The organism is Streptomyces sp. NPDC029014 (genome assembly GCF_055564695.1).
The window spans coordinates 63,767-89,177 of sequence record NZ_JBVHVT010000015.1 but is presented as its reverse complement, the minus strand read 5'-3'; the positions used below and the strand labels follow the sequence as shown (position 1 = coordinate 89,177).

At 74.0% G+C, this 25,411-nt stretch carries 19 protein-coding genes; 7 read left to right on the top strand and 12 right to left on the bottom strand.

What is annotated here, in order from left to right:
• Positions 1-58 precede the first annotated feature (58 nt).
• The 6 genes from ACZ4VL_RS10935 to ACZ4VL_RS10910 all read right to left on the bottom strand — a co-directional run bounded on the left by ACZ4VL_RS10935 (position 59) and on the right by ACZ4VL_RS10910 (position 10,643).
• On the bottom strand, positions 59-1,888 hold the full coding sequence (locus ACZ4VL_RS10935; protein ID WP_468198324.1) for an outer membrane protein assembly factor BamB family protein: 1,830 nt from the start codon (positions 1,886-1,888) through the stop codon (positions 59-61).
• Positions 1,889-1,916: 28 nt separating this feature from the next.
• Positions 1,917-3,533, bottom strand: coding sequence for an outer membrane protein assembly factor BamB family protein (locus tag ACZ4VL_RS10930; protein ID WP_468198322.1), 1,617 nt, complete (start codon positions 3,531-3,533; stop codon positions 1,917-1,919).
• Between the two features lie 160 nt (positions 3,534-3,693).
• Entirely contained in the window at positions 3,694-5,490 is a 1,797-nt protein-coding gene (locus tag ACZ4VL_RS10925) for an ABC-F family ATP-binding cassette domain-containing protein (protein ID WP_468198320.1), read from the bottom strand.
• A 52-nt stretch (positions 5,491-5,542) separates the two neighbouring features.
• Entirely contained in the window at positions 5,543-6,937 is a 1,395-nt protein-coding gene (locus tag ACZ4VL_RS10920; RefSeq protein WP_468198317.1) for an acyltransferase family protein, read from the bottom strand.
• A gap of 129 nt (positions 6,938-7,066) precedes the next feature.
• Entirely contained in the window at positions 7,067-8,701 is a 1,635-nt protein-coding gene (locus tag ACZ4VL_RS10915) for a penicillin-binding transpeptidase domain-containing protein (protein WP_468198315.1), read from the bottom strand.
• Positions 8,702-8,876: 175 nt separating this feature from the next.
• Positions 8,877-10,643, bottom strand: a complete 1,767-nt coding sequence (locus ACZ4VL_RS10910) for a dolichyl-phosphate-mannose--protein mannosyltransferase (RefSeq protein ID WP_468198313.1) — start codon at positions 10,641-10,643, stop codon at positions 8,877-8,879.
• A gap of 199 nt (positions 10,644-10,842) precedes the next feature.
• Here ACZ4VL_RS10910 and rsmI point away from each other — a divergent pair, with 199 nt between their 5' ends.
• The 6 genes from rsmI (at position 10,843) to ACZ4VL_RS10880 (ending at position 17,437) form a co-directional block, all read left to right on the top strand.
• A complete protein-coding gene (rsmI, locus tag ACZ4VL_RS10905; RefSeq protein ID WP_468198386.1) occupies positions 10,843-11,712 on the top strand; it encodes a 16S rRNA (cytidine(1402)-2'-O)-methyltransferase in 870 nt (289 codons plus the stop codon).
• A gap of 139 nt (positions 11,713-11,851) precedes the next feature.
• Positions 11,852-12,358, top strand: a complete 507-nt coding sequence (locus ACZ4VL_RS10900) for a hypothetical protein (protein WP_468198311.1) — start codon at positions 11,852-11,854, stop codon at positions 12,356-12,358.
• Positions 12,359-12,368: 10 nt separating this feature from the next.
• Complete coding sequence (locus ACZ4VL_RS10895) at positions 12,369-13,286, top strand: TatD family hydrolase (protein ID WP_468198309.1); 918 nt, start codon at positions 12,369-12,371, stop codon at positions 13,284-13,286.
• Positions 13,287-14,187: 901 nt separating this feature from the next.
• The gene (locus tag ACZ4VL_RS10890) at positions 14,188-15,615 is read left to right on the top strand and encodes a ubiquitin-like domain-containing protein (protein ID WP_468198384.1); all 1,428 of its coding nucleotides are present in this window, start codon (positions 14,188-14,190) and stop codon (positions 15,613-15,615) included.
• On the top strand, positions 15,612-16,523 hold the full coding sequence (rsmA, locus tag ACZ4VL_RS10885) for a 16S rRNA (adenine(1518)-N(6)/adenine(1519)-N(6))-dimethyltransferase RsmA (RefSeq protein WP_468198307.1): 912 nt from the start codon (positions 15,612-15,614) through the stop codon (positions 16,521-16,523). Before ACZ4VL_RS10890 ends, rsmA begins: the two co-directional genes overlap by 4 nt.
• A complete protein-coding gene (locus ACZ4VL_RS10880) occupies positions 16,520-17,437 on the top strand; it encodes a 4-(cytidine 5'-diphospho)-2-C-methyl-D-erythritol kinase (RefSeq protein WP_468198304.1) in 918 nt (305 codons plus the stop codon). Before rsmA ends, ACZ4VL_RS10880 begins: the two co-directional genes overlap by 4 nt.
• A gap of 376 nt (positions 17,438-17,813) precedes the next feature.
• Here ACZ4VL_RS10880 and ACZ4VL_RS10875 read toward each other — a convergent pair whose 3' ends face one another.
• From ACZ4VL_RS10875 to ACZ4VL_RS10860, 4 genes are read right to left on the bottom strand one after another with little or no spacing between them, the layout of a single operon-like run.
• Complete coding sequence (locus ACZ4VL_RS10875) at positions 17,814-19,025, bottom strand: serine hydrolase domain-containing protein (RefSeq protein ID WP_468198302.1); 1,212 nt, start codon at positions 19,023-19,025, stop codon at positions 17,814-17,816.
• Between the two features lie 28 nt (positions 19,026-19,053).
• Positions 19,054-19,854, bottom strand: coding sequence for an energy-coupling factor ABC transporter ATP-binding protein (locus tag ACZ4VL_RS10870; protein ID WP_468198300.1), 801 nt, complete (start codon positions 19,852-19,854; stop codon positions 19,054-19,056).
• Positions 19,842-20,603 (bottom strand): cobalt ECF transporter T component CbiQ, encoded by a 762-nt coding sequence (gene cbiQ, locus ACZ4VL_RS10865; protein WP_468198298.1) that lies wholly within the window; start codon positions 20,601-20,603, stop codon positions 19,842-19,844. The genes ACZ4VL_RS10870 and cbiQ overlap by 13 nt, the downstream gene beginning before the upstream one ends.
• Before the next feature lies 1 nt (position 20,604).
• On the bottom strand, positions 20,605-21,672 hold the full coding sequence (locus ACZ4VL_RS10860) for an energy-coupling factor ABC transporter permease (RefSeq protein ID WP_468198296.1): 1,068 nt from the start codon (positions 21,670-21,672) through the stop codon (positions 20,605-20,607).
• Positions 21,673-21,855: 183 nt separating this feature from the next.
• On the opposite strand from ACZ4VL_RS10860, the gene ACZ4VL_RS10855 reads away from it, so the two are divergent.
• Positions 21,856-22,287, top strand: coding sequence for an SsgA family sporulation/cell division regulator (locus ACZ4VL_RS10855; RefSeq protein WP_468198294.1), 432 nt, complete (start codon positions 21,856-21,858; stop codon positions 22,285-22,287).
• 117 nt (positions 22,288-22,404) lie between these two features.
• Here the strand turns inward: ACZ4VL_RS10855 and ACZ4VL_RS10850 are convergent, their stop codons facing one another.
• A complete protein-coding gene (locus ACZ4VL_RS10850) occupies positions 22,405-24,618 on the bottom strand; it encodes an MMPL family transporter (RefSeq protein ID WP_468198291.1) in 2,214 nt (737 codons plus the stop codon).
• A 117-nt stretch (positions 24,619-24,735) separates the two neighbouring features.
• Positions 24,736-25,326 carry a TetR/AcrR family transcriptional regulator gene (locus ACZ4VL_RS10845; RefSeq protein ID WP_361099826.1) on the bottom strand — a complete coding sequence of 197 codons (591 nt, stop codon included), beginning with the start codon at positions 25,324-25,326 and terminating at the stop codon, positions 24,736-24,738.
• Positions 25,327-25,411: the final 85 nt, after the last annotated feature.

The following is a 25,411-nucleotide window of genomic DNA, read 5'->3' as shown; positions in this document are numbered from 1 at the left end:
AAGCCCCCGGAAGGCGGACCTTCCGGGGGCTTCGGCGGGCCGCGGACGCGGCCGGGGATCAGCTGGCGCTGAAGGAGACGAACAGGTACTCGGGATCCGACTTGTCGGAGAACGGCTTCTTCACGTTGGTGCGGGAGATGAAGAGCTTGCCGTTGTGGTAGCGGAACTCGGAGAACTCGGGCGAGAAGCCGGTCTCGGCGGTGCGGCTCGCCTTCTCCGCCGGGTTCTCCATCAGGAGGGTCTCCTTCATCGTCGTCCCGTTGATGGAGACGATCTGGCCGCCCTTGTCGTAGGGGGGCACCTTGTAGGCGATGATGTTCGACCCGTCCATGCGGAGCGGGAACATGGTGTACCGCTCGCCGGCGTCGGCGCGGTCACTGGTCTGCTTGCCGGTCTCCAGGTCGAAGGAGAGCAGCTCGTTGGTGCGGGCCAGGGAGGAGTCCTTGCCCTGGTGCTCGATGGAGGGCAGGTACACCTTGCCGTTGCCGACCACGATGTTGCTGCACTTCTCGATCTCGGTCGCCCGGCACTTGCCGCCGAAGTTGCCGGAGGCGAGCGAGATGCGCGCCTTCAGCTCGCCCTTGGGGTCGACGACGAACAGGTCGCTGATGCCCGTGGCGTTCTTGGCGGTGCCGCCGACGTCGGCGGCGACGACCAGCGGCTTGGTGGAGACGATCGACGCCCACTCGATGCCCTCGGAGAGCTTGTACGAGGCGGTGGGCGCACCGGTGGTCGGGTTCAGGCTCTGCGCGTACAGGGTCTGGCTGGGGTAGCGACCGCACTTGCGGATGACGGCGAGGCCCTCGCCGCCCGCGTAGCCGGCGTCGTAGCAGCCGTCGGGGTCGACCTTGGGCGTCCACAGCGACTTGCCGTCGGCGAGGTTCCAGGCGGCGCCGCCGCTGGTGCCGGCCGCGGCGACGGTCTGGCCGCTGATGGTGACCTCGTTCAGCGAGGCCGGCTGGTCACCGGTGGCGCTGCCCTTGGCGTTGCCGGACCACAGGAGCTTGCCGGTGTTCAGGTCGATGACGCCGACCTCGGTGCACGGCGGGTACTTGTTCTGCGGCGTGGCCGCGGCCGCCTTGTACAGCACGGCCGTCTTGTTGTCGCTGACGTGCTTGGTCGCGCCGCAGACCTCGCCCGGGAACGGCAGTTCCCACTTCTTGCCGCCGTCGACCACGTTGTACCCGACGACCTTGGACATGTCGGTCTTGACGTAGGTGGAGTCGGTGAGCCAGGAGCCGGGAACGGAGGTGATCTCCTCCGGCGCCGGGCTCGGCTGGTTGTACAGCGGCCGCGACTTGGTGCTGGCGGGCACCTTCTCCGAGCCGGGCGCGCCGGCCGGGGCGCTGCTCCCGCCGGACGTCGGGCTCGCCGCGGGTTCGTCGTCGTCGCCGCCGCTGCCGGAGGCGTACCAGAGGCCGCCGGCGACGATCAGGACGACGGCGAGCGCCGCCGCACCGATGATCGTCATCTGGGTGCGCTTCTCACCGCCGCCGCCCGCGCCGGAGGGGACCGGCTGCGGCGGGGCCGCCTGCATGGGCGCCGTGGGGGCGCTGTACGGGCTCGGGGCGGCCGGGCCCTGCTGCGGGTAGCCGTAGCCCTGCTGGGGGTAGCCGTACGCCGGCTGCCCGGGCGGCGCGGCCTGCGGCGGCACGGCCGGCCCGCCCGCGGGCATGGTCGGCGGCACGGCGGGCGGCGGGGCCTGCGGCGGCGCGCCGGCCGGCTGCCGCGGGTCCACCGGCGGCTGCGGCGGGGCGGCGGCCGGGGGCTGCTGCGGCGGGACGGGCGGCGCCGTGGGCGGCGGTGCGCCGAAGCCTCCGGGCGGGGGGTCCTGCGGCGCGCCGAAGCCGCCGGCGGGCGGCTGCTGAGGGGGCGGCGGGGTACTCATCGTGTGCTGTTGCCTCTCGTGGACTCGTTCACTTGCCGAAGACCATCAGGAGCTTCTCGTCCTTGTCCTGGGCGCGCAGGTGTACGACGGAGATGTAGAAGCGGCCACCCGCGTAGTCGATCTGCGGGGTGTAGAAGGAGCCCTCGATCGGAGCCGCGACGCCGGAGGGGTGGCGCAGCAGGGCGGTGGGCGCGCCCCCGGCGACCGGGATGGCCACGACCTCGCCGCCCTTGTCCTTCTCGGCGGACCGGTAGGCGATCAGCTGCCCGTTCTCGACCCTGATCGGGGTGAGGGTGCGGCCGTCGCCGGCCGGGGTGCGCCACTTCGCCTTGCCCGTGCCCAGGTCGAAGGCGACGATCTCGTTGCCCTTGCCGGACTCCGCGGCGGTCGGCAGGTAGAGGATCCCGCCGTCGACGGCGCTGGTGCGGCAGACCTCGAAGGACCCCAGCGGGGCGTGGTTGCACTCGTTGGCGAACTTGCCGTCGCCGGTCACGGTGGTGCGCTGTTTCCCGTCGGGGCCGAGGACCACGATGGCACGTTGGCCCTTCGCCTCGTTGGCGAGGTCGAGGACGACGGGGTCGAGGGAGTAGACGTTGGTGACCTTGTAGCCGTCGGGGAGCTGGTAGGTCCAGGTCTTCTTGCCGGTGACCGGGTCGGCGTCCGAGACCTCGGCCTTGCCGTCCTTCTCGTTGCAGCTGGCGATGGCGATCATCTTGTTGCCGTGGGCGGTGTACGCGCTGGGCTTGCAACCCTCTGCGGACCCGCTGCCGAACAGCTTGTCACCCGTACTGATCCTGAAGGCGCTGGCGGAGCCGCTGCGGCTGACGGCGACGGTGTCGCCGGCCATGCCCAGGGTGGGGCTGGTCATGATGTCGAAGAGACCCTCCGTGGGGATCTCCTTGGACCAGCCTTCCTTCCCCGTCTTCAGATCGACCATCCGCATCCGGTTGCACTGGGCGCTGTCGGACCCGCTCTCCTTGTACACGACGACGGTCTTGGCGTCGGCGGTGGTCTGGGGGGTGACGGAGCAGATCGGGGCGGGGAAGGGGAGCGTCCACTGCTCCTTGCCGTCGGCGGACGCGTAGGCGGTGAGGTTGTTCCACACCCGCTTGACGACGGTGTCGCCGACCACCCACTGGCCTTCGGTGTCGACGCCCATGCCGGGGCCGTCGATCTTGGGGGCCTTGAGCCAGAGGACCCTGTCCTCGCCCTGCTTGCGCCCGGCGTTGAGGTCCTCGGAGACCTGGGAGCCGTTGCCGTTGCCGTCGCCCTTGTCGGGGGTGGCGGAGGCCTGGGCGTCGGTGGGCGGGGAGCCCTGGGCGACGGGCGTGGCCGGATCCTTCTCCCCGCCGCCCGCGAGGAGGGCGTACCCGCCGACACCGAGGACGAGGACGCCGGCGACCGCGGCCGCGGCGATGGCGGTGGTCCGCCGGCGGCGGCCGGACGGGGTGCCGGGGGCCGGGGACGCGCCCGGCTGCGGGAAGGAGTACGCGGGCTGCCCCATCGGCGCGGTCGGGGGCTGCGGCTGGGCGTACGGGTTGGGGCCCTGCGGGGGCGTGCCGTACGAGGGCTGCGGGGGGCCGGGGAGGTGCCCGTAACCGTCCGGCGCCGGCGGCTGGTTCGGCGGCTGGGGCTGCTCGGTCATCAGCGCGTACCTTCGGCGTCGGGTGTGGGGGTGGGGGAGATGACCTTTCTACCACTGCCGCCGGGACGGCACGGGGCCGGTCGCACCCCTGTTCCCAAGGGCGGACCGGCCTGTGACAGGGTCGTTATCAGGCCAGTTCGGCCACCGCACCCACGGACCGTCAGGCCTCCTCGGCCAGCTCCAGCCAGCGCATCTCCAACTCGTCCCGCTCGGCCATGAGTTCGCGCAGCTCGGCGTCGAGCTTGGCCACCTTCGCGAAGTCCGTAGCGTTCTCGGCGATCTGGGCGTGCAGGTTGGTCTCGCGGTCCGCCATCTTGTTGAGCTGCCGCTCGATGCGCTGCAGTTCCTTCTTCGCAGCGCGGGAGTCGCCGGCGGACGTCGACTTCGGCGCGGCCGGGGCGGGCGCGGGGGCGGCCGCCTCGATCATCTTCTGGCGGCGCTCCAGGTACTCGTCGAGGCCGCGCGGCAGCATCCGCAGGGTCGCATCGCCCAGCAGCGCCATCACCGTGTCGGTGGTGCGCTCGATGAAGAACCGGTCGTGCGAGATCACGATCATCGAGCCGGGCCAGCCGTCGAGGAGGTCCTCCAGCTGCGTGAGGGTCTCGATGTCGAGGTCGTTGGTGGGCTCGTCGAGGAAGAGCACGTTCGGCTCGTCCATCAGCAGCCGCAGGATCTGCAGGCGACGGCGCTCACCGCCGGAGAGGTCGCCGACCGGCGTCCACTGCTTCTCCTTGGTGAAGCCGAACTGCTCGCACAGCTGACCGGCCGTCATCTCGCGGCCCTTGCCGAGGTCGACGCGGTCTCGGACGCGCTGGACGGCCTCCAGGACCCGCAGGGACGGGTCGAGTTCGCCGACCTCCTGGGAGAGGTACGCCAGCCTGACGGTCTTGCCGACGGTGACGCTGCCGGCCGCCGGCTGCACGTCGCCCTGGGTACGGGCCGCCTCGGCCAGGGCACGCAGCAGCGAGGTCTTGCCGGCGCCGTTCACGCCGACCAGGCCGATGCGGTCGCCGGGGCCGAGGTGCCAGGTGAGGTGCTTGAGCAGGGTCTTCGGCCCGGCCTGGACGGTGACGTCCTCCAGGTCGAACACGGTCTTGCCGAGACGGGCGTTGGCGAAGCGCATCAGCTCGGAGCTGTCGCGCGGCGGCGGCACGTCCGCGATGAGGGCGTTTGCGGCCTCGATGCGGAACCGCGGCTTGGAGGTGCGGGCGGGGGCGCCGCGGCGCAGCCAGGCCAGCTCCTTGCGCATCAGGTTCTGCCGCTTGACCTCCTCGGTCGCGGCGATCCGCTCCCGCTCGGCGCGGGCGAAGACGTAGTCGCTGTAGCCGCCCTCGTACTCGTAGACGCTGCCGCGCTGGACGTCCCACATGCGGGTGCAGACCTGGTCGAGGAACCAGCGGTCGTGGGTGACGCAGACGAGGGAGGAGCGGCGCGTCTGGAGGTGCTGGGCCAGCCAGGAGATGCCCTCGACGTCGAGGTGGTTCGTGGGCTCGTCGAGGACGATGAGGTCCTGGTCCTCGATGAGCAGCTTGGCGAGGGCGATGCGGCGGCGCTCGCCACCGGAGAGCGGGGCGATGACGGTGTCCAGGCCCTGGGCGAACCCGGGCAGGTCCAGGCCGCCGAACAGGCCGGTCAGCACGTCGCGGATCTTCGCGTTGCCGGCCCACTCGTGGTCGGCCATGTCCCCGATGATCTCGTGCCGGATCGTCGCCGCGGGGTCGAGCGAGTCGTGCTGGGTGAGGACGCCCATGCGCAGGCCGCCGCTCTGGGTGACCCGGCCGGTGTCGGGCTCCTCCAGCCTGGCCAGGATCCGGATCAGGGTGGTCTTGCCGTCGCCGTTGCGGCCCACGACACCGATCCGGTCCCCCTCGGACACGCCGAGGGAGATGCCGTCGAGCAGGGCACGGGTGCCGTACACCTTGCTCACTGCCTCGACATTGACCAGATTGACGGCCATCAGACGCGCTCCAGGTGGGGTACCCCCGGACGGGTCCGGGGGAGGGTGTGGATCAGCCCCTCAGCCTAACGCTCCGGGACGGGGCGGAGCGTTCCACCAGGTACCAGCCGCCGAGCGCCATGGCGATGGCGGCGGGAGCGGTGACGGGCAGGGCGACGAGGGTCGCGGTGTGGCCCTCGAACAGCCCGCCCAGGCCGGTCATGGACAGGCCGAGGATGCCGAGCAGGCACAGAGTGGTGCCGGCGGCGGCGCGCGGCGACGAGCCGGCCGCGGCGGGGGCGGACACCGGGGCGGGTGCGGGTGCGGGGGCGGGGGCTTCGAAGCGGCGGAAGGCGGCGACGAGCAGCCCGGTCAGCGCGGCGGCGAGCAGCAGCCGTACGGGCACCTGGGCCCACCAGGCGGCCGAGGCGGGCTCGGGCAGCCGCAGCCCGAGGGCGAGCTGGGCGGCGTACACGGCGAGCATGGCGGTGAGGTGCCACAGGAAGGCGGTCATGGCGATCCCGTTGGCGGCGACCACGCCCCGCCACACCCGGGGCCGGGCCAGCAGCCGCGCGGCGGGCGCCCCGAGCAGTTCGACGGCCCCGACGAGCCACAGCCCGTGGCAGAGCAGGGCGAGGGTGGGCGGCGCCATGTTGGACACCTTCTCGCCGGGCATCCCGACCATGGACAGCGGGTACGGCCCGTACGCGACGAGCAGCGCGGCCCCGGCGAGTCCGGCGGCGGCGAGGGCGGCGGGACGCAGGAGCCGGGCCCGGGACCGGTGGTGCGGCGCCCGGCCGGCGGGGGTGAGGCGGCCGTCGGCGCGCAGGAAGCCGAGCTGGTGCACGGCGAGCCAGACGAAGGCGAAGTTCAGGAACTCGACGTAGGGCACCCCGGCTCCGAACCGCAGCAGGTCGACCGCGGCCGCGGCCCCGGCGAGCGCGGCGAAGGCGCCCCAGCCCCACCGCCGGTGCAGCCGCAGCAGGGGCGGGGTGAGGGCGACCATGGCGAGGTAGATGCCGATGAACCACAGCGGCTGGGTGACCATCCGCAGGGCGGCCCCGGAGAGCCGCCCGTCCCCGCGGCCCGCGGCCTGGACGGCGAGCGCGGCGGCCGTCCAGACGAGGACGAAGACGAGGGTGGGCCGCAGCAGCCGCCGCAGCCTGGCCCGCAGGAACGCGGCGTAGACCCCGCCCCGCCCGCCGGACTTCCGTTCCAGCGAGCGGTACGCCAGGGCGTGCGAGAAGCCGCCGACGAAGAAGAACACGGGCATGACCTGCAGCACCCAGGTCAGGGCCTGGAGTCCGGGGACGAGGGCGAGCAGGTTCCCTATTCCGTCCCCGGTCACCGCGGCCATCAGCCAGTGCCCGAGCACGACGGTGGCGAGCGAGGCGACGCGCAGCAGATCGACGTACCGGTCCCGCGTCGCGGGGGTCGCCTCGGCCAGGTCCCGTGCACTGATGTCCATGCCGGTACGCTCCCGCGCGCCCGGGGCCCCGGACCAGAGCGCTGCTACTCATTTCCGCTCTGGGTACCGCAGCTCCCGGGCCGTGGACCCGGGCGGCCGGGTCAGGAGTTCTGGGTCAGGAGTTCTGGGTCAGGAGTTGAGGACGGCCGCGACGACGGGTCCGGCCGCGTCGCCGCCGTGGCCGCCGCCCTCGACCATGGCTGCCGCGGCGACGTCGCCGCTGAAGCCGGTGAACCAGCTGTCGGGGCTGCCCGCGCCGTCGACCTCGGCGGAGCCGGTCTTCGCGCCCTTGTCGGAGCCGCGTACGGTGCCCATCACCTCGGCGGCGGTGCCGCTGGAGGCGGTCAGCTTCATCATGCGCACCAGCTGCTGGGCCACGGCGGGCTTCATGCTGCGCTCGGCGCGGGCGATCGGGCGGCCGTCGACGTCGGGCGCGACGATCACCGGCTGGTGGAACCGGCCGCTGCGGGCGGTGGCCGTGAGCGAGGCGACGTTGAGGGGGTTCATGGTGATCTGGCCCTGCCCGATGTAGGCCGCGGCGGCGGACGCGCCGGTGGCTTCGGGGACCTTGCCGTCGGCCGAGCGGACGCCGGTCTTCCAGTCGAGTCCGATGCCGAAGACCTCCCTGGCCTCCTTCGACAGGGCCGCGTCGTCGCGGACGTCGTCGATCCGCTTGATGAAGGTGGTGTTGCAGGAGCGGGCGAAGCCGGTGGCGAAGGTGGCGTCGGCGGGCAGGTCGAAGTTCTTCAGGTTGTGGAAGGAGCGGCCGCCCCAGGAGGCCTCCTTGGTGCACTCCGCCGGCTGGTCCGCCCCCGCCTTGCCGCGGTCGATCAGCATCGCCGCCGTGACGATCTTCATGGTGGAGCCGGGGGCGCGGGCGCCTTCCATGGCCGCGTTGAAGCCGTCCCTGCGGTGGTTGGCGACGGCCAGGATGTCACCGTTGCTCGGCTTGACGGCGGCCACCGAGGCCTCGGGGTACCGGGCGACGGCCTTCTCGGCCGCGTCCTGCACCGTGGCGTCGAGGGTGGTCCGCAGCGTGCCCGGTTCGCCCTCGGCCAGGGTCAGCAGGGTGCGCTTCGGCGCGCCCTGCGCGGCCGGCTCGATCCACAGCTCGGCCCCGGCACGGCCGCCGGCCTTGCCGCCGTAGGTCTGCCGCAGCTGGTCGAGGACCGGGCGCAGCGAGGGGTACTTCTCGGCGGTGAGCTCCTCGCCGTTGCGGTCGACGGCCTTGACGGGCGGGGTGGCGGGGGCCCCGGCGCGCAGCTTCTCGTCCTTGCCGAGCTGCGGGTGGATGACCGTGGGCTGCCAGTCGACGAGGGGTTTGCCGCTGGTGACGCCGCGGACGACGGTCAGCGTGGACGCGTAGGCGAGCGGCTTGGTCGCGCCCTCGTAGGTGACCTCCGCGGCGACGGTGAAGGGGACGCTGGCGCCGGTCGCGGCGCCAGGCGTGATGACGGCCTTGGACACGTGGGCCCGGTCCCGGTAGTCGGCGACCGCGGTCTGGGCGGCCTGCTGGTTGTTGGTCAACCGGGCCGCGGCGGCCGCGTCCCCGGCGGCCCAGGCGTCGAGGAAGGCCTTGGCGGTGCCCGCGGCCTCCCGTTCGGTGATCGGGCCGCTGCCCTTCGCGGCCCGGGTCTCGGCGCCCTTGCCGTCTCCGCCGTGGCTGCCGGCGCCGTCCACCAGCGCGTAGACCCCGTATCCGGCTCCGCCCATCATCGCGAGGAACACCCCGCCGATGACGGCCCCCTTCGCCGCCCCGTTCACGTCGCGTCCTCCCCTTCGGTCCCCCGGGACCCTGAACGCGTTCAAAGCCCCCTTGGCACGGACCTTACGCGGCGTACGCGTGTCGTGCACATCTTGTTACGGGAGGGAGATATTCCGGCGGGCCGGCACCGACCCGGCACCGGCCCTCCGCGATCCCGCCCCGCCGGCCGGCCGGCTAGACCCAGGTGTCCAGCCACATGCGGCTGCGCCAGGAGTCCATCGGGATCGTCTCGCCCGTGTAGATCGGCCAGAAGTAGATGAAGTTCCAGATGATCAGCAGCACCAGCACGCCCGCCGCGATCGCGCCCAGCGCCCGCCTGCGTTCCGACGAGCCCGCCGGGCCCAGCAGTGCCCCGATCGTCATCGCCACCGCCAGGCACAGGTAGGGGACGAAGACCACCGCGTAGAAGAAGAAGATGGTCCGCTCCTGGTAGTTGAACCAGGGCAGCAGGCCCGCACCCAGCGCGCAGGCGATCGCGCCCGCCCGCCAGTCGCGGCGGAAGAACCACCGCCACAGCACGTACAGCAGCGCGAAGCAGCCCGCCCACCACAGCAGCGGCGTGCCCAGGGCCAGCACCTCGCGGGCGCACTTGCCCGCCTCGGTCGCCGGGCAGCCGTCCGTACCGGGGTCGGGGGACTCGTAGAAGTAGGAGACCGGGCGGCCCAGGACCAGCCAGCTCCACGGGTTCGACTCGTAGGTGTGCCCCGAGGTCAGGCCGACGTGGAACTGGTAGACCTCCGTCTCGTAGTGCCACAGGCTGCGCAGCCACTCCGGGAGGAACGACAGGGCGCTGCCCTGGTCCTGCTTGGCGGCCCAGTCGCGGAAGTAGCCGCCCTTGCCGTCGTCCGGGCTGAGGATCCAGCCCGTCCAGGAGGCCAGGTACACCGCGATCGCGACCGGGACCGTGGAGACGAACGCCGGCAGCGCGTCCCGGCGCAGCATCGCCGCGTACGGGGCCCCGGCCCCGGCGGTGCGGCGCGCGGCCGCGTCCCACAGCACCGTGAGCACGCCGAAGAAGGCGAGCACGATCAGGCCGTTCCACTTGGTGCCGAAGGCCAGGCCCAGGCAGACGCCCGCCAGGATCCGGTACGGGCGCCAGCCCAGCCGCAGCGTCTCGGCGACGGCCGCGTCCGGTCTGGTCCGGCCCTCGTCGTCCACCGGCAGCGCGGCCGCCAGCGCGGCCCGCGCCCGGTCCCGGTCGATGAGCAGCGCCCCGAAGGCGGCCAGCACGAAGAACATCAGCACCAGGTCGAGCAGGGCGGCGCGGCTCATCACCAGGTGCAGGCCGTCCACGGCGAGCAGCGTGCCCGCCAGGCAGCCGAGGAAGGTGGAGCGGAACAGCCGGCGCCCGATCCGGCACAGCATCAGCACCGACAGGGTGCCGAGCAGGGCGGTCATGAACCGCCAGCCGAAGGGGTCGAAGCCGAACATCCACTCGCCGAGCCCGATGACCCACTTGCCGACCGGCGGGTGCACCACGTAGCCGGGGTCCGCGGGCAGGGCGACCCCGTCGGGGTTGGCGAGGATCGACTTGTCGATGTCCTTGGGCCAGCTCGCCTCGTAGCCCTGCCGGATGGTGGCCCAGGCGTCCTTGGCGTAGTACGTCTCGTCGAATATCACCGCCTTCGGGCTGCCCAGGTTCACGAACCGCAGCACCCCGGCGACCAGCGCCACCAGCACCGGCCCGAGCCACGCCATGACGCGCTGCCAGGTCCCCGCCGCCGCGGCGGGGATCCCGAGCGCCGCCCACAACTGCGCGGAGGGCCGGGCGTACGGCGGCACCAAGCGGGCGCGGACGTCCGGCCGCGGCGCGCCGGCGGGCGGCGCGTAGCCGAAGCCGCGCAGGCGGCGCAGCCAGGTGGACGGCTCTTCTTCGCGCCCCGCGACCGGGGCGGGCGGGGCCCCCGCGGGGCTGGGCGGCGGCGTCGCGGTACTGGTCACCGGGTCATCGTAGGGAACGCGGCTGTGCGAACCCCAGTGCCGCAGACCGCCGGTGCCCGCGCCGGGCGGTGGGGGCGGGGGCGGCCGGCCCGGCTGAGAGGATGGACGGGTGACGACTGACCAGCCCCTCGGCTCCGAAACCCCCGCTCACCCCGCCGCCTCCCGGGCCTCGGGCGTTGCCTCCGATTCCGGTGCGGGCGTGCTCGTCCTCGCCGGCACCCCGATCGGCGACCTGGCCGACGCCCCGCCCCGGCTGGCGGCCGAGCTGGAGCGGGCCGACGTCGTCGCCGCCGAGGACACCCGGCGGCTGCGCCGGCTGACCCAGGGCCTCGGCGTGCACACCACGGGGCGCGTCGTGTCGTACTTCGAGGGCAACGAGTCGGCGCGCACCCCCGAGCTGGTGGAGGCGCTGCGGGACGGCAAGCGGGTGCTGCTGGTCACCGACGCGGGCATGCCCTCCGTCTCCGACCCCGGGTACCGGCTGGTCGCCGCCGCCGTGGAGCAGGACGTCCGGGTCACCGCCGTGCCGGGGCCGTCAGCCGTGCTCACCGCGCTCGCCCTGTCCGGGCTGCCCGTCGACCGGTTCTGCTTCGAGGGCTTCCTGCCCCGCAAGGCCGGCGAGCGCCTCGGCCGGCTGCGCGAGGTGGAGGGCGAGCGGCGCACCCTCGTCTACTTCGAGGCCCCGCACCGGCTCGACGACACCCTCGCCGCCATGGCCGAGGTGTTCGGCCCCGACCGGCGGGCCGCGGTCTGCCGCGAGCTGACCAAGACGTACGAGGAGGTGAAGCGGGGCGGTCTCGGCGAGCTCGCCGCCTGGGCCGCCGAGGGCGTGCGCGGGGAGATCACCGTCGTGGTGGAGGGCGCCCCCGCGGCCGGACCCGGCGACGTGGACGCCGAGGAGCTGGTGCGCCGGGTGCGGGTGCGCGAGGAGGCGGGGGAGCGGCGGAAAGAAGCCATCGCGGCGGTCGCGGCCGAGGCCGGAGTACCCAAGCGGGAGGTCTTCGACGCAGTGGTCGCGGCAAAGAATGCGGCCGGAAACAGGCCGCAGGATGGTAAAGAGCTAATCTGAAAAGCAAAGCTCAGGCCCCGTGCCGGGCGCTTTGGGCATGAGTCGCCCAAGGGCCGTCCAACACTGGACATGGCCTGATGCGCTCCTGCCCGAAGAGGCGTCCACTGGCAATGGCACAGTGGAAGCAAGAGGAGCTGGCATGAGTGAGATCGCAGACACCTCGATACCCGCCCCCGCACCGACCCCGGCACGCCCGCCCCTGGCCGCCGATGTGCGGATCGTGCACGAGGCCTACTCCTTCGCGTGCATGAGGTGCGGTTTCGGCTGGGAACAGGGCTACGAGATCGAGCACCACACCGACGGCCAGGGTCAGCCCTTCATCCTGTACACGGTGCAGGGCGAGCGGGTGCCCTCCCCGCTGTCGAACCCGACCTGCCAGAACTGCGGCGGCCACGTCGTCCGGATCATGCGCGCGGGGCAGGTCTCGACCGTCCTGGGGACGATCGACAAGCTGTGGCACCACCGCATCGCCCCCGGGATCGCCGGCCCGGTGCCGGCCGGGGCGGACGAGCCGCGACGCCCGAAGCAGCGCCGCAAGCCGGCGCACGACAGCCCCGGCCCCGTGCCCGTGGACGCGGAGCTGAACGGCGAGCAGAAGCGCCGCGGACCGCTCGCCCGCCTGCTGCGGAAGCTGCGCCGGTCATAAGATCGGCCGTATGAGCCCTGCCAGCCCCTCCGCCTCCGCCAAGGGCACCCGGAACGACCGGGACGCCCGTGACACCCCGCCGCCGCTGCCGGAACCGCTCCGCGTGGCGGTGGCGGATTCGCACACCCACCTGGACATGCAGTCCGGCACCGTCGAGGAGGGCCTCGCCAGGGCCGCCTCGGTCGGGGTGACCACCGTCGTGCAGGTGGGCTGCGACGTGAAGGGGTCCCGCTGGGCCGCCGAGACCGCCGCCGCGTACGAGAACGTCCACGCGGCGGTGGCCCTGCACCCGAACGAAGCCCCGCGCATCGTCCTCGGGGACCCTGGGGGCTGGTCGCGGCAGGGCGCCCGGGCGGGCGGCGGCGAGGCCGCGCTCGACGAGGCGCTGGCCGAGATCGAGGCGCTCGCGAAGCTCGACCACGTGAAGGCCGTCGGCGAGACCGGGCTGGACTACTTCCGCACCGGCCCGGAGGGCATGGCGGCGCAGGAGCGTTCGTTCCGCGCCCACATCGAGATCGCCAAGCGGCAGGGCAAGGCCCTGGTCATCCACGACCGCGACGCCCACGCGGACGTCCTGCGCGTACTGCGCGAGGAGGGCGCGCCGGGGCGGACGGTGTTCCACTGCTACTCGGGCGACGCCGACATGGCCCGGGAGTGCGCGGCCGCCGGCTACTACATGTCCTTCGCCGGGACCGTCACGTTCAAGAACGCCCAGCCGCTGCGGGACGCCCTCGCCGTGGCCCCGCTGGAACTGGTCCTGGTCGAGACGGACGCCCCGTACCTCACTCCGGCGCCGTACCGCGGACGGCCGAACGCGCCGTACCTCATTCCGCTGACGGTCCGGGCGATGGCCGCCGTCCGCGGGATCGACGAGGACGCGATGGCCACCGCCCTGGCGGCGAACACGGCCCGCGCCTTCGCCTACTGAACCCCCGACACGCTGTGTAGCTGCACGACTTGGGAGAGTCACGACGGCTCCGCTAGGGTGCCGTGCCCCGAAACCGAAGGCGGGCCGGACCAGTGGAGCGAGCGTCGTGAGCGAGAGTCCTTACACCGGGGCCTACGGGCCCGCCGCCGACCCCCGCCTCCCCTGGCCGCCCTACGCGGGCCTGCCCGCGGACCCGGCGCCGGCCCCCGGCCCGGGCACCACCGCCCTCCAGCAGGCCGGGCCCATCCTGGACGAGGGCCCGTCCTGGCTCGCCGACCCCTGGCCCCGCCGCCGCGGCCCGGCCAAGCCCGCGCCCGCGGGCCCCGTACGACCCCCGGCGACCGCACCGGATCCGGCCCGGGACAAGGGAACGGCCCCGGCCACGCCCACGGCCCCCGGATGGCATCCCGCCGCCGGAACCGCAGCGGGACCCGGCCCGGGCCACCCCCCGGCCACCGGGCCCGAATGGGGTCCCGCCGCCGGAACCGCAGCGGGACCCGGCCCGGGGCACCGCCCGGCCACCCACGGGCCCGAGTGGGGTCCCGCGACCGGAACCGGAACCGGAGCCGGTGCGGGACCTGGCGGCGGTACGGGGGTGCCGGCCGGGCCTCCCGGCGAGGCCCGGGCCCTGGCCGTGGCCCTGGACCTGGCCCTGGATCCCGGGCCCGGGGCCGGGGCCGGGGCCGACCCGGGCGGCGGGCCCGGGTGGGGTCCCGGATGGGGTCCCGGGCCGGCACCGGAACCGGATCCGGGCAGCGGTAACGGTTCGGCGGGGGCGGCATCGGCCGAGGGCGGTCTCCCCGGGCCGCGGCGGGCCGCCCGCCGGCGCAAGCCGCCGGAGCCGGCCCCGCCGGGGCGGCGGGCCCGCGGGCGGACCGGGCCGGTGGAGGCCGTCGCCCCGGTGGCCCTGGCCGTGACCGCACCCGGCACGGGCCGCCGCCGCGCGGGGGCACCGCCCGAGACCCCGCACGGGCCCGGCGCCCCCGGCACCCCAGCCCCCGGCACCGGCCGCCGGCGGCGCGCCCCCGCACCGGACGAGCGGGGCGAGCCCGCCACCGCGGGCCCCGGCACCGGGCCCGGCTCCGGTCCCCCGCCCGGCCCCGCACCCTCACCCGCACCCACCCACGGCCAGGCACCCACCCTCGGTCCCGCACCCACCCACGGCCAGGCACCCACCCTCGGCCCCGCACCCGCCCACCGCGCCGTCCCCGGCCCGGTCCCCGGCTCCGTCGCGGTCCCCGCCGCCTGGCGGCGGATCGTTCCGCAGGCGCTCGTCGTCGCCTTCCTCGCCGGCGGCACCACCGCCTTCGTCGCCGCCGACAAGTCCGTCCGCCTCACCGTCGACGGCCAGTCCCGCACCCTCCACACCTTCGCCGACGACGTCGGCGAACTCCTCGCCTCCGAGGGCCTCGGCGTCGGCGCCCACGACCTCGTCGCCCCGGCCCGCGGGGCCGCCCTCGACGACGGCGACGAGGTCGTCGTCCGCTACGGCCGCCCCCTCCAGCTCACCCTCGACGGGCAGAGCCGCCAGGTCTGGACCACCGCCGACACCGTCGAGGGGGCCCTGCGCCAGTTCGGGATCCGCGTCGAGGGCGCCTACCTCTCCGCCCCGCGCACCGCGCCCGTCCCCCGCACCGGCCTGACCCTCGCCGTCCGTACCGAGCGCAGCGTCACGTTCATGGCCGACGGCGACGAGACCACCGTCCGCACCAATGCCGCGACCGTCCAGGAGGCCCTCAGCCAGGCCGGGATCACCCTGAACGGCCAGGACACCACCTCCGTGCCGCCCGACTCCTTCCCCCGCGACGGCCAGACCGTCACCGTGCTGCGCATCACCGGCACCCGCGAGGTCCGCGAGGAGCGCATCCCGTTCGAGACCGAACGCGTCGAGGACGACACCCTGTTCGCCGGCACCGAGGTCGTCGAGCAGCCCGGCCGCACCGGCACCCGGCGCGTCACGTACGTCCTGCGCACCGTCAACGGCGTCCGCCAGACCCCCCGCGAGGTCGCGGAGGAGACCGTGCGCGAGCCCGTCACCCAGCTCGTCAAGGTCGGTACGAAGCCGCTGCCGGCGTCCGTCGCCGGCGCGGACCACCTCGACTGGGGCGCACTGGCCCAGTGCGAGTCGGGCGGCCGGCCCGACGCGACCGACCCGTCGGGCACGTACGGCGGCCTGTACCAGTTCGACGTCCGCACCTGGCAGGCCCTCGGCGGCAGCGGCCGCCCGCAGGACGCCCCGGGCGCGGAACAGACGTACCGGGCGAAGAAGCTGTACGTGCAGCGGGGGGCGACTCCGTGGCCGCACTGCGGCCGTAGGCTTTACCGGTGAGCACCGCAGAGCAGCAGCCCGACAGAACCCCTGACGCCCCTGACGCCCTCCTCGGCGCGGCCGACATCCGCGAGCTGGCCGACGCCCTCGGCGTGCGTCCGACCAAGCAGAAGGGCCAGAACTTCGTCATCGACGCCAACACGGTGCGGCGCATCGTGCGCACCGCCGACGTCCGGCCCGACGACGTGGTCGTCGAGGTCGGGCCGGGCCTGGGCTCGCTGACGCTCGCGCTGCTGGAGGCCGCCGACCGGGTCACCGCCGTCGAGATCGACGACGTCCTCGCCGCCGCGCTGCCGGCGACGATCGCGGCGCGCGTGCCGCAGCGCAAGGACCGCTTCGCGCTGGTCCACTCCGACGCGCTCCTCGTCGAGGAGCTGCCGGGCCCGCCGCCCACCGCGCTGGTCGCGAACCTGCCGTACAACGTGGCCGTGCCGGTGCTGCTGACGATGCTGGACCGGTTCCCGAGCATCGAGCGGACCCTGGTCATGGTGCAGTCCGAGGTCGCCGACCGGCTGGCCGCCCGGCCGGGCAACAAGGTGTACGGGGTGCCGTCGGTCAAGGCGAACTGGTACGCGGACGTGAAGCGGGCCGGGGCGATCGGCCGCAACGTGTTCTGGCCCGCGCCGAACGTGGACTCGGGCCTGGTGTCGCTCGTCCGCCGCACCGAGCCGATCGAGACGACCGCCTCGAAGGCGGAGGTGTTCGCGGTCGTGGACGCGGCGTTCGCGCAGCGCCGCAAGACGCTGCGGGCCGCGCTGTCCGGCTGGGCCGGGTCCGCCGCCGGAGCCGAGGCCGCCCTGGTCGCCGCCGGGATCTCCCCGCAGGCCCGCGGGGAGTCGCTGACGGTGGAGGAGTTCGCCGCCATCGCCGAGCACAAGCCGGCCCACGCGGAACGGCCGGCCCTGTGAGCGCCGCGGCCGGTACGGCGGCGGGCGTGACGGTACGGGTCCCCGCGAAGGTGAACGTCCAGCTGGCGGTGGGCGCGGCCCGGCCGGACGGGTTCCACGACCTGGCGAACGTCTTCCTCGCGGTGTCGCTGTTCGACGAGGTGACGGTCACCCCGGCCGACGAGCTGACGGTGACCTGCTCGGGCCCGGACGCGGACCAGGTCCCCCTGGACCGGACGAACCTGGCGGCGCGGGCCGCACAGCTCCTCGCGGCCCGCGCCGGCCGCCCCGACGACGCCGTCCACATCCACATCGCGAAGAACATCCCGGTGGCGGGCGGCATGGCCGGCGGCAGCGCGGACGGCGCCGGCGCGCTCCTGGCCTGCGACATCCTCTGGGGGCTGAACACGCCGACCGAGGAACTCCTCGACATCTGCGCGGAGCTGGGCAGCGACGTGCCGTTCAGCCTGATCGGCGGGGCGGCGCTCGGCACCGGGCGCGGTGAAGTACTGACCCCGCTCCAGGCGGGCTCCTTCCACTGGGTCTTCGCGGTCGCCGAGGGCGGGCTGTCCACCCCGGCGGTGTTCCGCGAGTTCGACCGGCTGGCCGAGGGGCGGGACGTCCCCGCGCCGCAGGCCTCCCCCGCCCTGCTGGCGGCCCTCGCCTCCGGTGACCCGGACGCCCTGGCCGCGACCCTGGCCAACGACCTCCAGCCGGCGGCGCTGTCGCTCCGCCCGGACCTGGAGCGCACGTTGTCGACGGGCCTGGAAGCGGGCGCCCTGGCGAGCCTGGTCTCGGGCTCCGGCCCGACGACGGCGTTCCTGGTACGGGACGAGGAGGCGGCGGCCAAGGTGGCCGCGGCCCTGGAGGCCTCGGGCAGCTGCCGGGCCACCCGCACCACCACCAGCCCGGCCCCCGGCGCCACCCCCGCCTGACCGAATCCGCCCCCGGGCGGGGGAAGAGCCCGGCAGGGCCATCCACCGCCCGCACGAGAGCAGGCCGCCGCGGCACCGCTCCGGGGCTCCGCCCCGACCCCGCGCCTCAAACGCCGGCGAGGTTGAATCAGCCAGCCGCACCACCGGGCACAGCGCTGGCTCTGCCCGCGCCTCCGGGCGGAGCCCGGGGAACGGGGGAAGGGCGGGTAGGGGAACAGCCCCGCAGGGCCGCGTACCCCGGGCGGCGTGTCGGGCCCGCCCCGGCGTGTCGAGCGGGCTCCGCGCGGCCCCGGCCAGCGGGCGAAGCTGCCCCGGTGCACGGCCGGGCCGGGGCGGCCGGCGCTCGGCCGGGGCGTTGGTGCCCCGCGGCGGCGGGCTAGAGGCAGGTGCGGAGGGCGCGGAGCAGCGCCTGGGCCCGGGGGTCGGCGGTGACCGACTTGGCCAGGGCGTTGGTGACGTAGCCGAAGCCGATGCCGGCTTCGGGGTCGGCGAAGCCCAGGGAGCCGCCGCGGCCCGGGTGGCCGAAGGAGGCCGGGGACAGCATCGGCGAGGCGGGGCTGTGCAGCATGTGGCCCGGCCCGAAGCGGGTGTTCACCACCAGGACGCGGTCCGGGCCGGACGAGAGTTCCCGCCCGGCCAGGGCCACCGTCTGCGGGGTGAAGAGGCGCGGGCCGTCCTCCGTGTCGCCCAGCAGCGCCGCGTACAGCCCGGCCAGGGCACGGGCGGTGCCGATGCCCGCGGAGGCGGGGAGTTCGGCGGCCCGGTACTCGGGGGCGTTCTCGTCGGCGAGCGGCGTGATCGCGGCGAAGGCGCGCCGGGTCAGCGATTCGGGGTCGGCGTACGCCTCGGAAACGTTTCGCCGCGGCCGCGTGCGCAGCGCCCCGGCCGATTCCGGCGCCGCGACGGCCCCGACCCGGCCGACCCGCCCGGACGCCGCCTCCGCTTCGGGCAGCCCGATCCAGAAGTCGAGGCCGAGCGGCCCGGTGACCTCCTGGGCGAGCCATTTGCCGAGCGAGGCGCCGGTGACCCGCAGCACCAGTTCGGAGAGCAGCCAGCTGTAGGTCTGCGCGTGGTAGCCGTGGTCCGCGCCCGGCTCCCAGAACGCCCGCTGTTCGGCGACGGCCCGCGACCCGGTCAGCCCGTCCGCGGCCTGCTGCGGTGTCAGCGGCACGTCGAGCGCGGGGACGCCCGCCCGGTGCGCGAGGAGGTCCCGGACGAGGGCCCGCTCCTTGCCGCCGGCCTTGAACTCCGGCCAGTACGCGCCCACGGGCGCATCGAGGTCCAGCAGGCCGCGCTGGTGCAGCAGCAGCGGTACGACGGCGGCCACGCCCTTGGTGGCCGAGCGGACGATCTGGGCCGTGCCCCCGCTCCACGGCACGGCCCCGGCACCCGCGACGCCCGCAGCAGCACCGGTGCCGTCCTCCGCATCCGCGTCCACGTCCCGGACGCCCGCCCACAGGTCGACGACCCGTCGGCCGTCCCGGTAGACGGTGACGGCCGCGCCCCGGTCGCCGAGCACCTCGAAATTGCGTATGAAGGCGTCCCGGACGGCCTCGAAGCCCTCCGCCACCTGACCTTGGATGTCCACGAGCGGTCCAACCACCACGGGCCTGCGGTTATGCCGCGGGCACCGAGCGCGGGTCGAAGCCGAAGGGCAGCTCCAGGCGGTGCTTGCGCATGAGCTCCTCGTCGCACAGCAGGTCCTGGGTGCGTCCGTCGGCGGCGATGACGCCCTCGCTGAGGACGACGGAGCGGGGGCACAGTTCCAGCGCGTACGGGAGGTCGTGGGTGACCATCAGCACGGTCACGTCGAGCGAGCGCAGGATGTCGGCGAGCTCGCGCCGCGACGCCGGGTCGAGGTTGGAGGAGGGTTCGTCGAGGACGAGGATCTCGGGCCGCATGGCGAGGACGGTCGCCACGGCGACGCGCCGCCGCTGTCCGAAGGACAGGTGGTGCGGGGGCCGGTCGGCGAAGCCGGCCATGCCGACCTGTTCCAGGGCCTCCAGGACCCGCTGCTCCAGCTCCGGTCCGCGCATGCCGGCGGCGGCCGGGCCGAAGGCCACGTCCTCCCGGACGGTCGGCATGAACAGCTGGTCGTCGGGGTCCTGGAAGACGATGCCGACCCGGCGCCGGATCTCGGCGAGGTTCCGCTTCTCGACGGGCAGGCCGGCGACGGCCACGCTGCCGACGCCGCCGTCGAGGATGCCGTTGAGGTGGAGGACGAGGGTGGTCTTGCCCGCGCCGTTGGGCCCGAGCAGGGCGACCCGCTCGCCGCGGCCGACGGTCAGGTCCACGCCGAAGAGGGCCTGGTGGCCGTCCGGGTAGGCGTAGGCGAGGCCGGAGACCTGGAGGGAGGGGGCGGCTGCCGTCGGGGCGGAGGGGGCGGGAGAGGCGGGGGGAGGCGTCACAGGGTCCATCCGATCACACAGACGGCGAGGGCCGCCGCGGGGAGTACGGCCGCCCGCGCCCACTGGGTGCGGGTGGCGACGACTTCGTCGATCACCGGCATGGACCCGGTGTAGCCGCGGCTGACCATCGCCAGGTGGACCCGTTCGCCGCGTTCGTAGGAGCGGATGAACAGGGCACCGGCCGTCTTGGCGAGCACTCCCCAGTGCCGGACACCGCTGGCTTCGAAGCCGCGGGAGCGCCGGGCGACGGACATCCGCCGCAGCTCGTCGGTGACGACGTCGCCGTAACGGATCATGAAGGAGGCGATCTGGACGAGGAGGGTCGGCAGCTTCAGCCGCTGGAGGCCGAGCAGCAGCTGCCTCAGTTCGGTGGTCGAGGCGAGGATGACGGACGCGGCGACGCCGAGGGTGCCCTTGGCCAGGACGTTCCAGGCGCCCCACAGGCCGGAGACGCTCAGCGACAGCCCGAGCACCTCGATCCGCTCGCCCTGCGCCACGAAGGGCATGAGGACGGCGAAGAGGACGAACGGGACCTCGATCAGCATCCGGCGCAGCAGGAGCCCGGCCGGGATGCGGGCGGTGGCGGCGACGGCCGCGACGAGGACCGCGTACAGGCCGAAGGCCCACACCGCCTCGCGCGGTGTGGACACAACGACCAGGACGAACGCGAAGACCGCGACGATCTTGCAGTGCGGCGGCAGCGCGTGGACGGGCGAGTCCGCGTGCCGGTAGAGCCGGTGGGCGTGGCCCGCTCCCATGTCAGCCAGCCGCGGAGGTGGGGGCGGCGGTCTGTGCGGGGGCGTCGGTGCGGCGACGGCGCACGGCCCAGAAGACGCCGGTGCCGAGGGCGACGGTGGCGCCGACGCCGATCACGCCGGCGAGGCCGCCGGAGAGGCGGGCATTCTCTACGTCCTTGACGCCGTAGTCGGCGAGGGGGGAGCCGGCGGCGGCGTGCTCCCGGACGTTCTGGTCGATGCCCTGGTCGGCGGCGACCTTCTCCAGGCCGTCGGGGCTGGCGGAGGCGTAGAAGGAGACGGCGCCGGCGAGGACGAGGGCGGTGGCGAGGCCCGCAGCCCACACCTTCCTCGTCGAGCGGGCGGCGGCGGGCGCCGCGGCCGGGGCGGCGGTCTGCGGCGGGGCGTCGACGAGCTCGCCGCCGACGCGCAGCTTCAGCGGCGCGGTCAGCCCGCGCGCCCCGTGGACCAGGTCGGGCCGGACTGCGAGGACGGCGCCCACGGTCGCGGCGGTGATGGCGGCCTCGCCGATGCCGATGAGGACGTGCACGCCGACCATGGCGGTGAGCACCTTGCCGAGGGGCACGTCGGTGGTGCCGCCGAGGGCGTACATGAGGGTGAAGACGGCCGCGGCGGCGGGCACCGAGACGAGCGCCCCCGCGAAGGCGGCGACGGTGACGGAGCGCCGGGTGCGGGGCAGGAGCCGGGCCAGGCCGCGGAAGACGGCGTAGGCGACGACGACGGTCACGACGGCCATGTTGACGACGTTGACGCCGAGGGCGGTGAGCCCGCCGTCGGCGAACAGGACGCTCTGCATGAGCAGGACGACGGACACGCAGAGCACGCCGGTCCAGGGCCCGACGAGTATCGCGGCGAGCGCCCCGCCGAGGAGGTGTCCGCTGGTGCCGGCGGCGACGGGGAAGTTCAACATCTGGACGGCGAAGATGAAGGCGGCGACGAGGCCGGCGAGCGGGGCGGTCCGCTCGTCGAGCTCCCTGCGGGCGCCACGGAGGCTGACGGCGACCGCGCCGGCGGCGGCGACGCCGGCGGCGAGGGAGACGGGGGCGTCGATGAATCCGTCGGGCACGTGCATGAGGCTGGCTCCGCTTCCTGCGGTCCTTGAACTGACAAAATCTTTATCCGCTCAAGAATAATCCCTACTTGCAAACCGCTGGCAAGAGCGGCGACACCACAAATGCCTGTTCGCAGCTTCCTGGGAATGTGCGAGGCTGAAGGGAATACGGACTGTTTTGTTCCGATGCGAGGAGTCTTGTCGATGTCTGCCACCGCCGAGAATCCCCCCGGGCCCGCCACCGCCACGGCCGCCACCGCCACCGCGACCGCCGCCGTCGCGACCGCCGTCGAGGAGCGCGTCACCGCCCGCGTGATCACCGACGACCCGCTCTACCGGAAGATCCCGGTCGCCCTGCGCTTCGCCCCCGCCGAGCCGCTCGCCGTGCGGATCGTCTTCCCCGCGGGCCTCTCGCCCGAGGGCACCGACAACGAGTGGGTCTTCCCCCGGGCCCTGCTGGAGGCCGGCCTCCAGGCCCCGTCCGGAACCGGCGACGTACGCATCTGGCCCTGCGGCCGCGTCCAGGCGGTCGTGGAGTTCCACTCACCGGAGGGGGTGGCGGTCATCCAGTTCGACAGTGCCGCGCTGCGCCGCTTCCTGCGCCGTACGTACGCCCCCACCACCCGGTCGGCGTAACGGGCCTCCCCGGACCGGAACACGCCGAAGGGCCCGGCCCCGCACCCGGCGATCCCCTCGGATCGTCCGGGTACGGAGCCGGGCCCCGTGCGGTACGCACACCAGCACCGGCACCGATCAGGCGTTGACCAGCTCGCGGTCCCCGTCCCGTCCCTCGGCGTCCCGACCGTCGGCGGAGCCGGTGGACTCCAGGTGCTTGCGCAGGCTCTCGCCCTCGACGTCCACGTTCGGCAGCAGCCGGTCCAGCCAGCGCGGCAGCCACCAGGCCTTGTGGCCGAGCAGGGCGAGCACCGCCGGGACGATGGCCATGCGGACGATGAAGGCGTCGAAGAAGACGGCGACGGCCAGACCGAAGCCGATCATCTTCACCATCTGCTCACTGGCGCCGATGAACCCGGCGAACACCGCGATCATGATCACTGCGGCGGCCACGACCACCCGGGCGCTGTACTGGAAGCCGGTCACGACTGCCTGGCCCGGGCGCTCGCCGTGGACGTACGCCTCGCGCATCCGGGTGACGAGGAAGACCTCGTAGTCCATGGCCAGGCCGAAGACGACGCCCACCATGAAGATCGGCATCATGCTCATGATCGGGCCGGTCTGCTCCACCCCGAAGACCGAGCCGAGCCAGCCCCACTGGAAGACCGCGACGACCGCGCCGAGGGCGGCGACGACGGACAGCAGGAAGCCGAGGGCCGCCTTGAGCGGGACCAGGATCGACCGGAAGACGACCATCAGCAGCAGGAAGGCGAGGCCGACGACGAGCGCCAGGTAGGGCAGCAGCGCGTCGTCCATCTTCTGCGAGAAGTCGATGTTCATCGCGGTGGCGCCGGTGACGAGGACGTCGTCCCCGCTGCCCTCGCGGATCTCGTGGACGAGTGCCTCGGTCTGCGCGGAGGACGGGCGGTCCTTGGGGATGACGGTGATCACGGCGGCGTCGCCGGCCTGGTTGGGCGTCGGCGGCACGACCACGGCCACGCCGTCCAGGCCCTTGATGCGCGCCTCGGTCTCGTCGGCGAGCTTCCTGTCGCCGTCGACGACGACCAGCAGCGGGCCGTTGAAGCCCGGGCCGAAGCCCTCCGAGAGCAGGTCGTACGCCCGGCGCTGGGTGGTGGAGACCGGCTGGGCGCCGTCGTCGGGCAGGCCCATCTCCAGCTTGCCCGCCGGGACGGCGATCGCGCCGAGGCCGATCACGCCGACGAGCAGGACGATCACCGGGCGGCGCAGCACGAGGCGGGCCCACCGGGTGCCGGCGTTGGCCTTGGGCTCGGCGCCGGCCGGGCGGCCCTTGCCGAACAGCTTGCTCTTCGTGCCGGCCGGCAGCACCTTCTTGCCGGCGAAGCCCAGGATGGCCGGGACCAGGGTGAGGGCGACGAGGACGGCGATGACCACGGTGCCCGCCGCGGCGAGGCCCATCTTGGTCAGCATCGGGATGTTGGCGACGGCCAGGCCCACCAGGGCGATGACGACGGTCAGGCCGGCGAAGACGACGGCGGAGCCGGCGGTGCCGACGGCCCGGCCGGCGGCCTCGTCCCGCTCGCGGCCCTCGGCGAGCTCCACGCGGTAGCGGGAGACGATGAAGAGGGCGTAGTCGATGCCGACCGCGAGGCCGATCATCATCGCGAGGGTGGAGGTGGTGGTGCCGAGGTCGAGGACGTTGGCCAGGGCGGTGATGGTGGAGACGCCGATGCCGACGCCGATCAGCGCGGTCAGCAGCGGCAGCCCGGCCGCGACCAGCGAGCCGAAGGTGATGACCAGCACGATCGCGGCGATGGCGATGCCGATGACCTCGCCGGAGCCCGTCTCGGGGGCCGTCATCAGGGCGTCGCCGCCGATCTCGACGGTCAGTCCGGCGGCCTTGGCGGCGTCACCGGACCCGGTGAGCGCGTCGCGCGTGTCGTCCTTCAGCTCCATGCCGCTGACGGTGTACTTCACGCTGATGTAGGCGGTGGAGCCGTCCTGGCTGACGGCCTGCACCTGGAAGGGGTCGGCGACCGTGGCGACCTGGGCCTTGCCCGGACCCTGCTGGAGTCCGGAGACGATCTTCTCGACCTGGGCCTTGTTCGCCGCGTCGGTGATCTTGGCGCCCCGCGGCGCCTTGATGACGATGCGGGCGGAGGCGCCGTCGGCGGACATGCCCGGGAACTTCTCGTCGAGCACGTCGAAGGCCTTCTGGGCCTCCGTGCCGGGCATCGAGAACGAGCCGGAGGTGGGCGCGCCGGCCGACGCCGCGCCGAAGCCGGCGGCGAACAGCAGCGCCACCCATATGAGGGCGACGAGGCCGCGGCGCCGGAAGGCGCCCCGGCCGAGACGGTAGAGGAAGGTGGCCACGGAGGCGGTCTCCCGTTCTGGTCGTGGGATGTATCCGGGTACGGATCAGGGCGTGGGGAGCCGGCCCGACGACGAGAGCGGCGTGTCAGGAGCAGCGGGAACGGTGTTGCGGGTGGCTCAGACGCCGAGGGCGGGGAAGACCACGGCGTCGAGGAACTCGGCGAGGAAGACCCGGTCGACGGACCGGTCCTCGATGAGCGGGAGCGCGATGAAGGACCCGATGAGCAGGTGCGGTACGAAATCGAGGGCCGGACAGTCCGGGGCGATCTCACCCCGGTCGACGGCCCGTCGGAGCATGACCTGGAGTCCGGTGATCTCCGGGTCGATCAGCAGCTCCCGCAGGGCCTGGTGGAGTTCCGGGCTCGTGTGGACGGCATGGGCCAGGCCCCGGATCAGGGCGGTGTCCTTGGCCATCTGCGCGTCGTCGGAGTGCTGGACCATGAGGCCGAAGTCCCCGCGCAGGCTGCCGGTGTCGATCTCCCCGAGGGAGACCGGCTGCGTGCAGCGCAGGGCCCGCGCGACCAGCTCCGGCTTGCTCCCCCACTGGCGGTAGAGGGTGGCCTTGCTGGACTTGGTGCGGGCGGCGACGGCGTCCATGGTCAGTGCGTCGTAGCCGACCTCGCGCAGCAGGTCGAGGACCGCTCCGTGGAGTTCGGCCTCCCGTTCGGGGGTGATGCGGCTGCGCCGCGACGAGACCTCGTCGGACACCACGGCAGCTCCCTTCGAACGAGACCGTTTCGTACTTCACCTCGTACAGGTACGACGATACCTCCGCAACGAGCGAAACGAAACC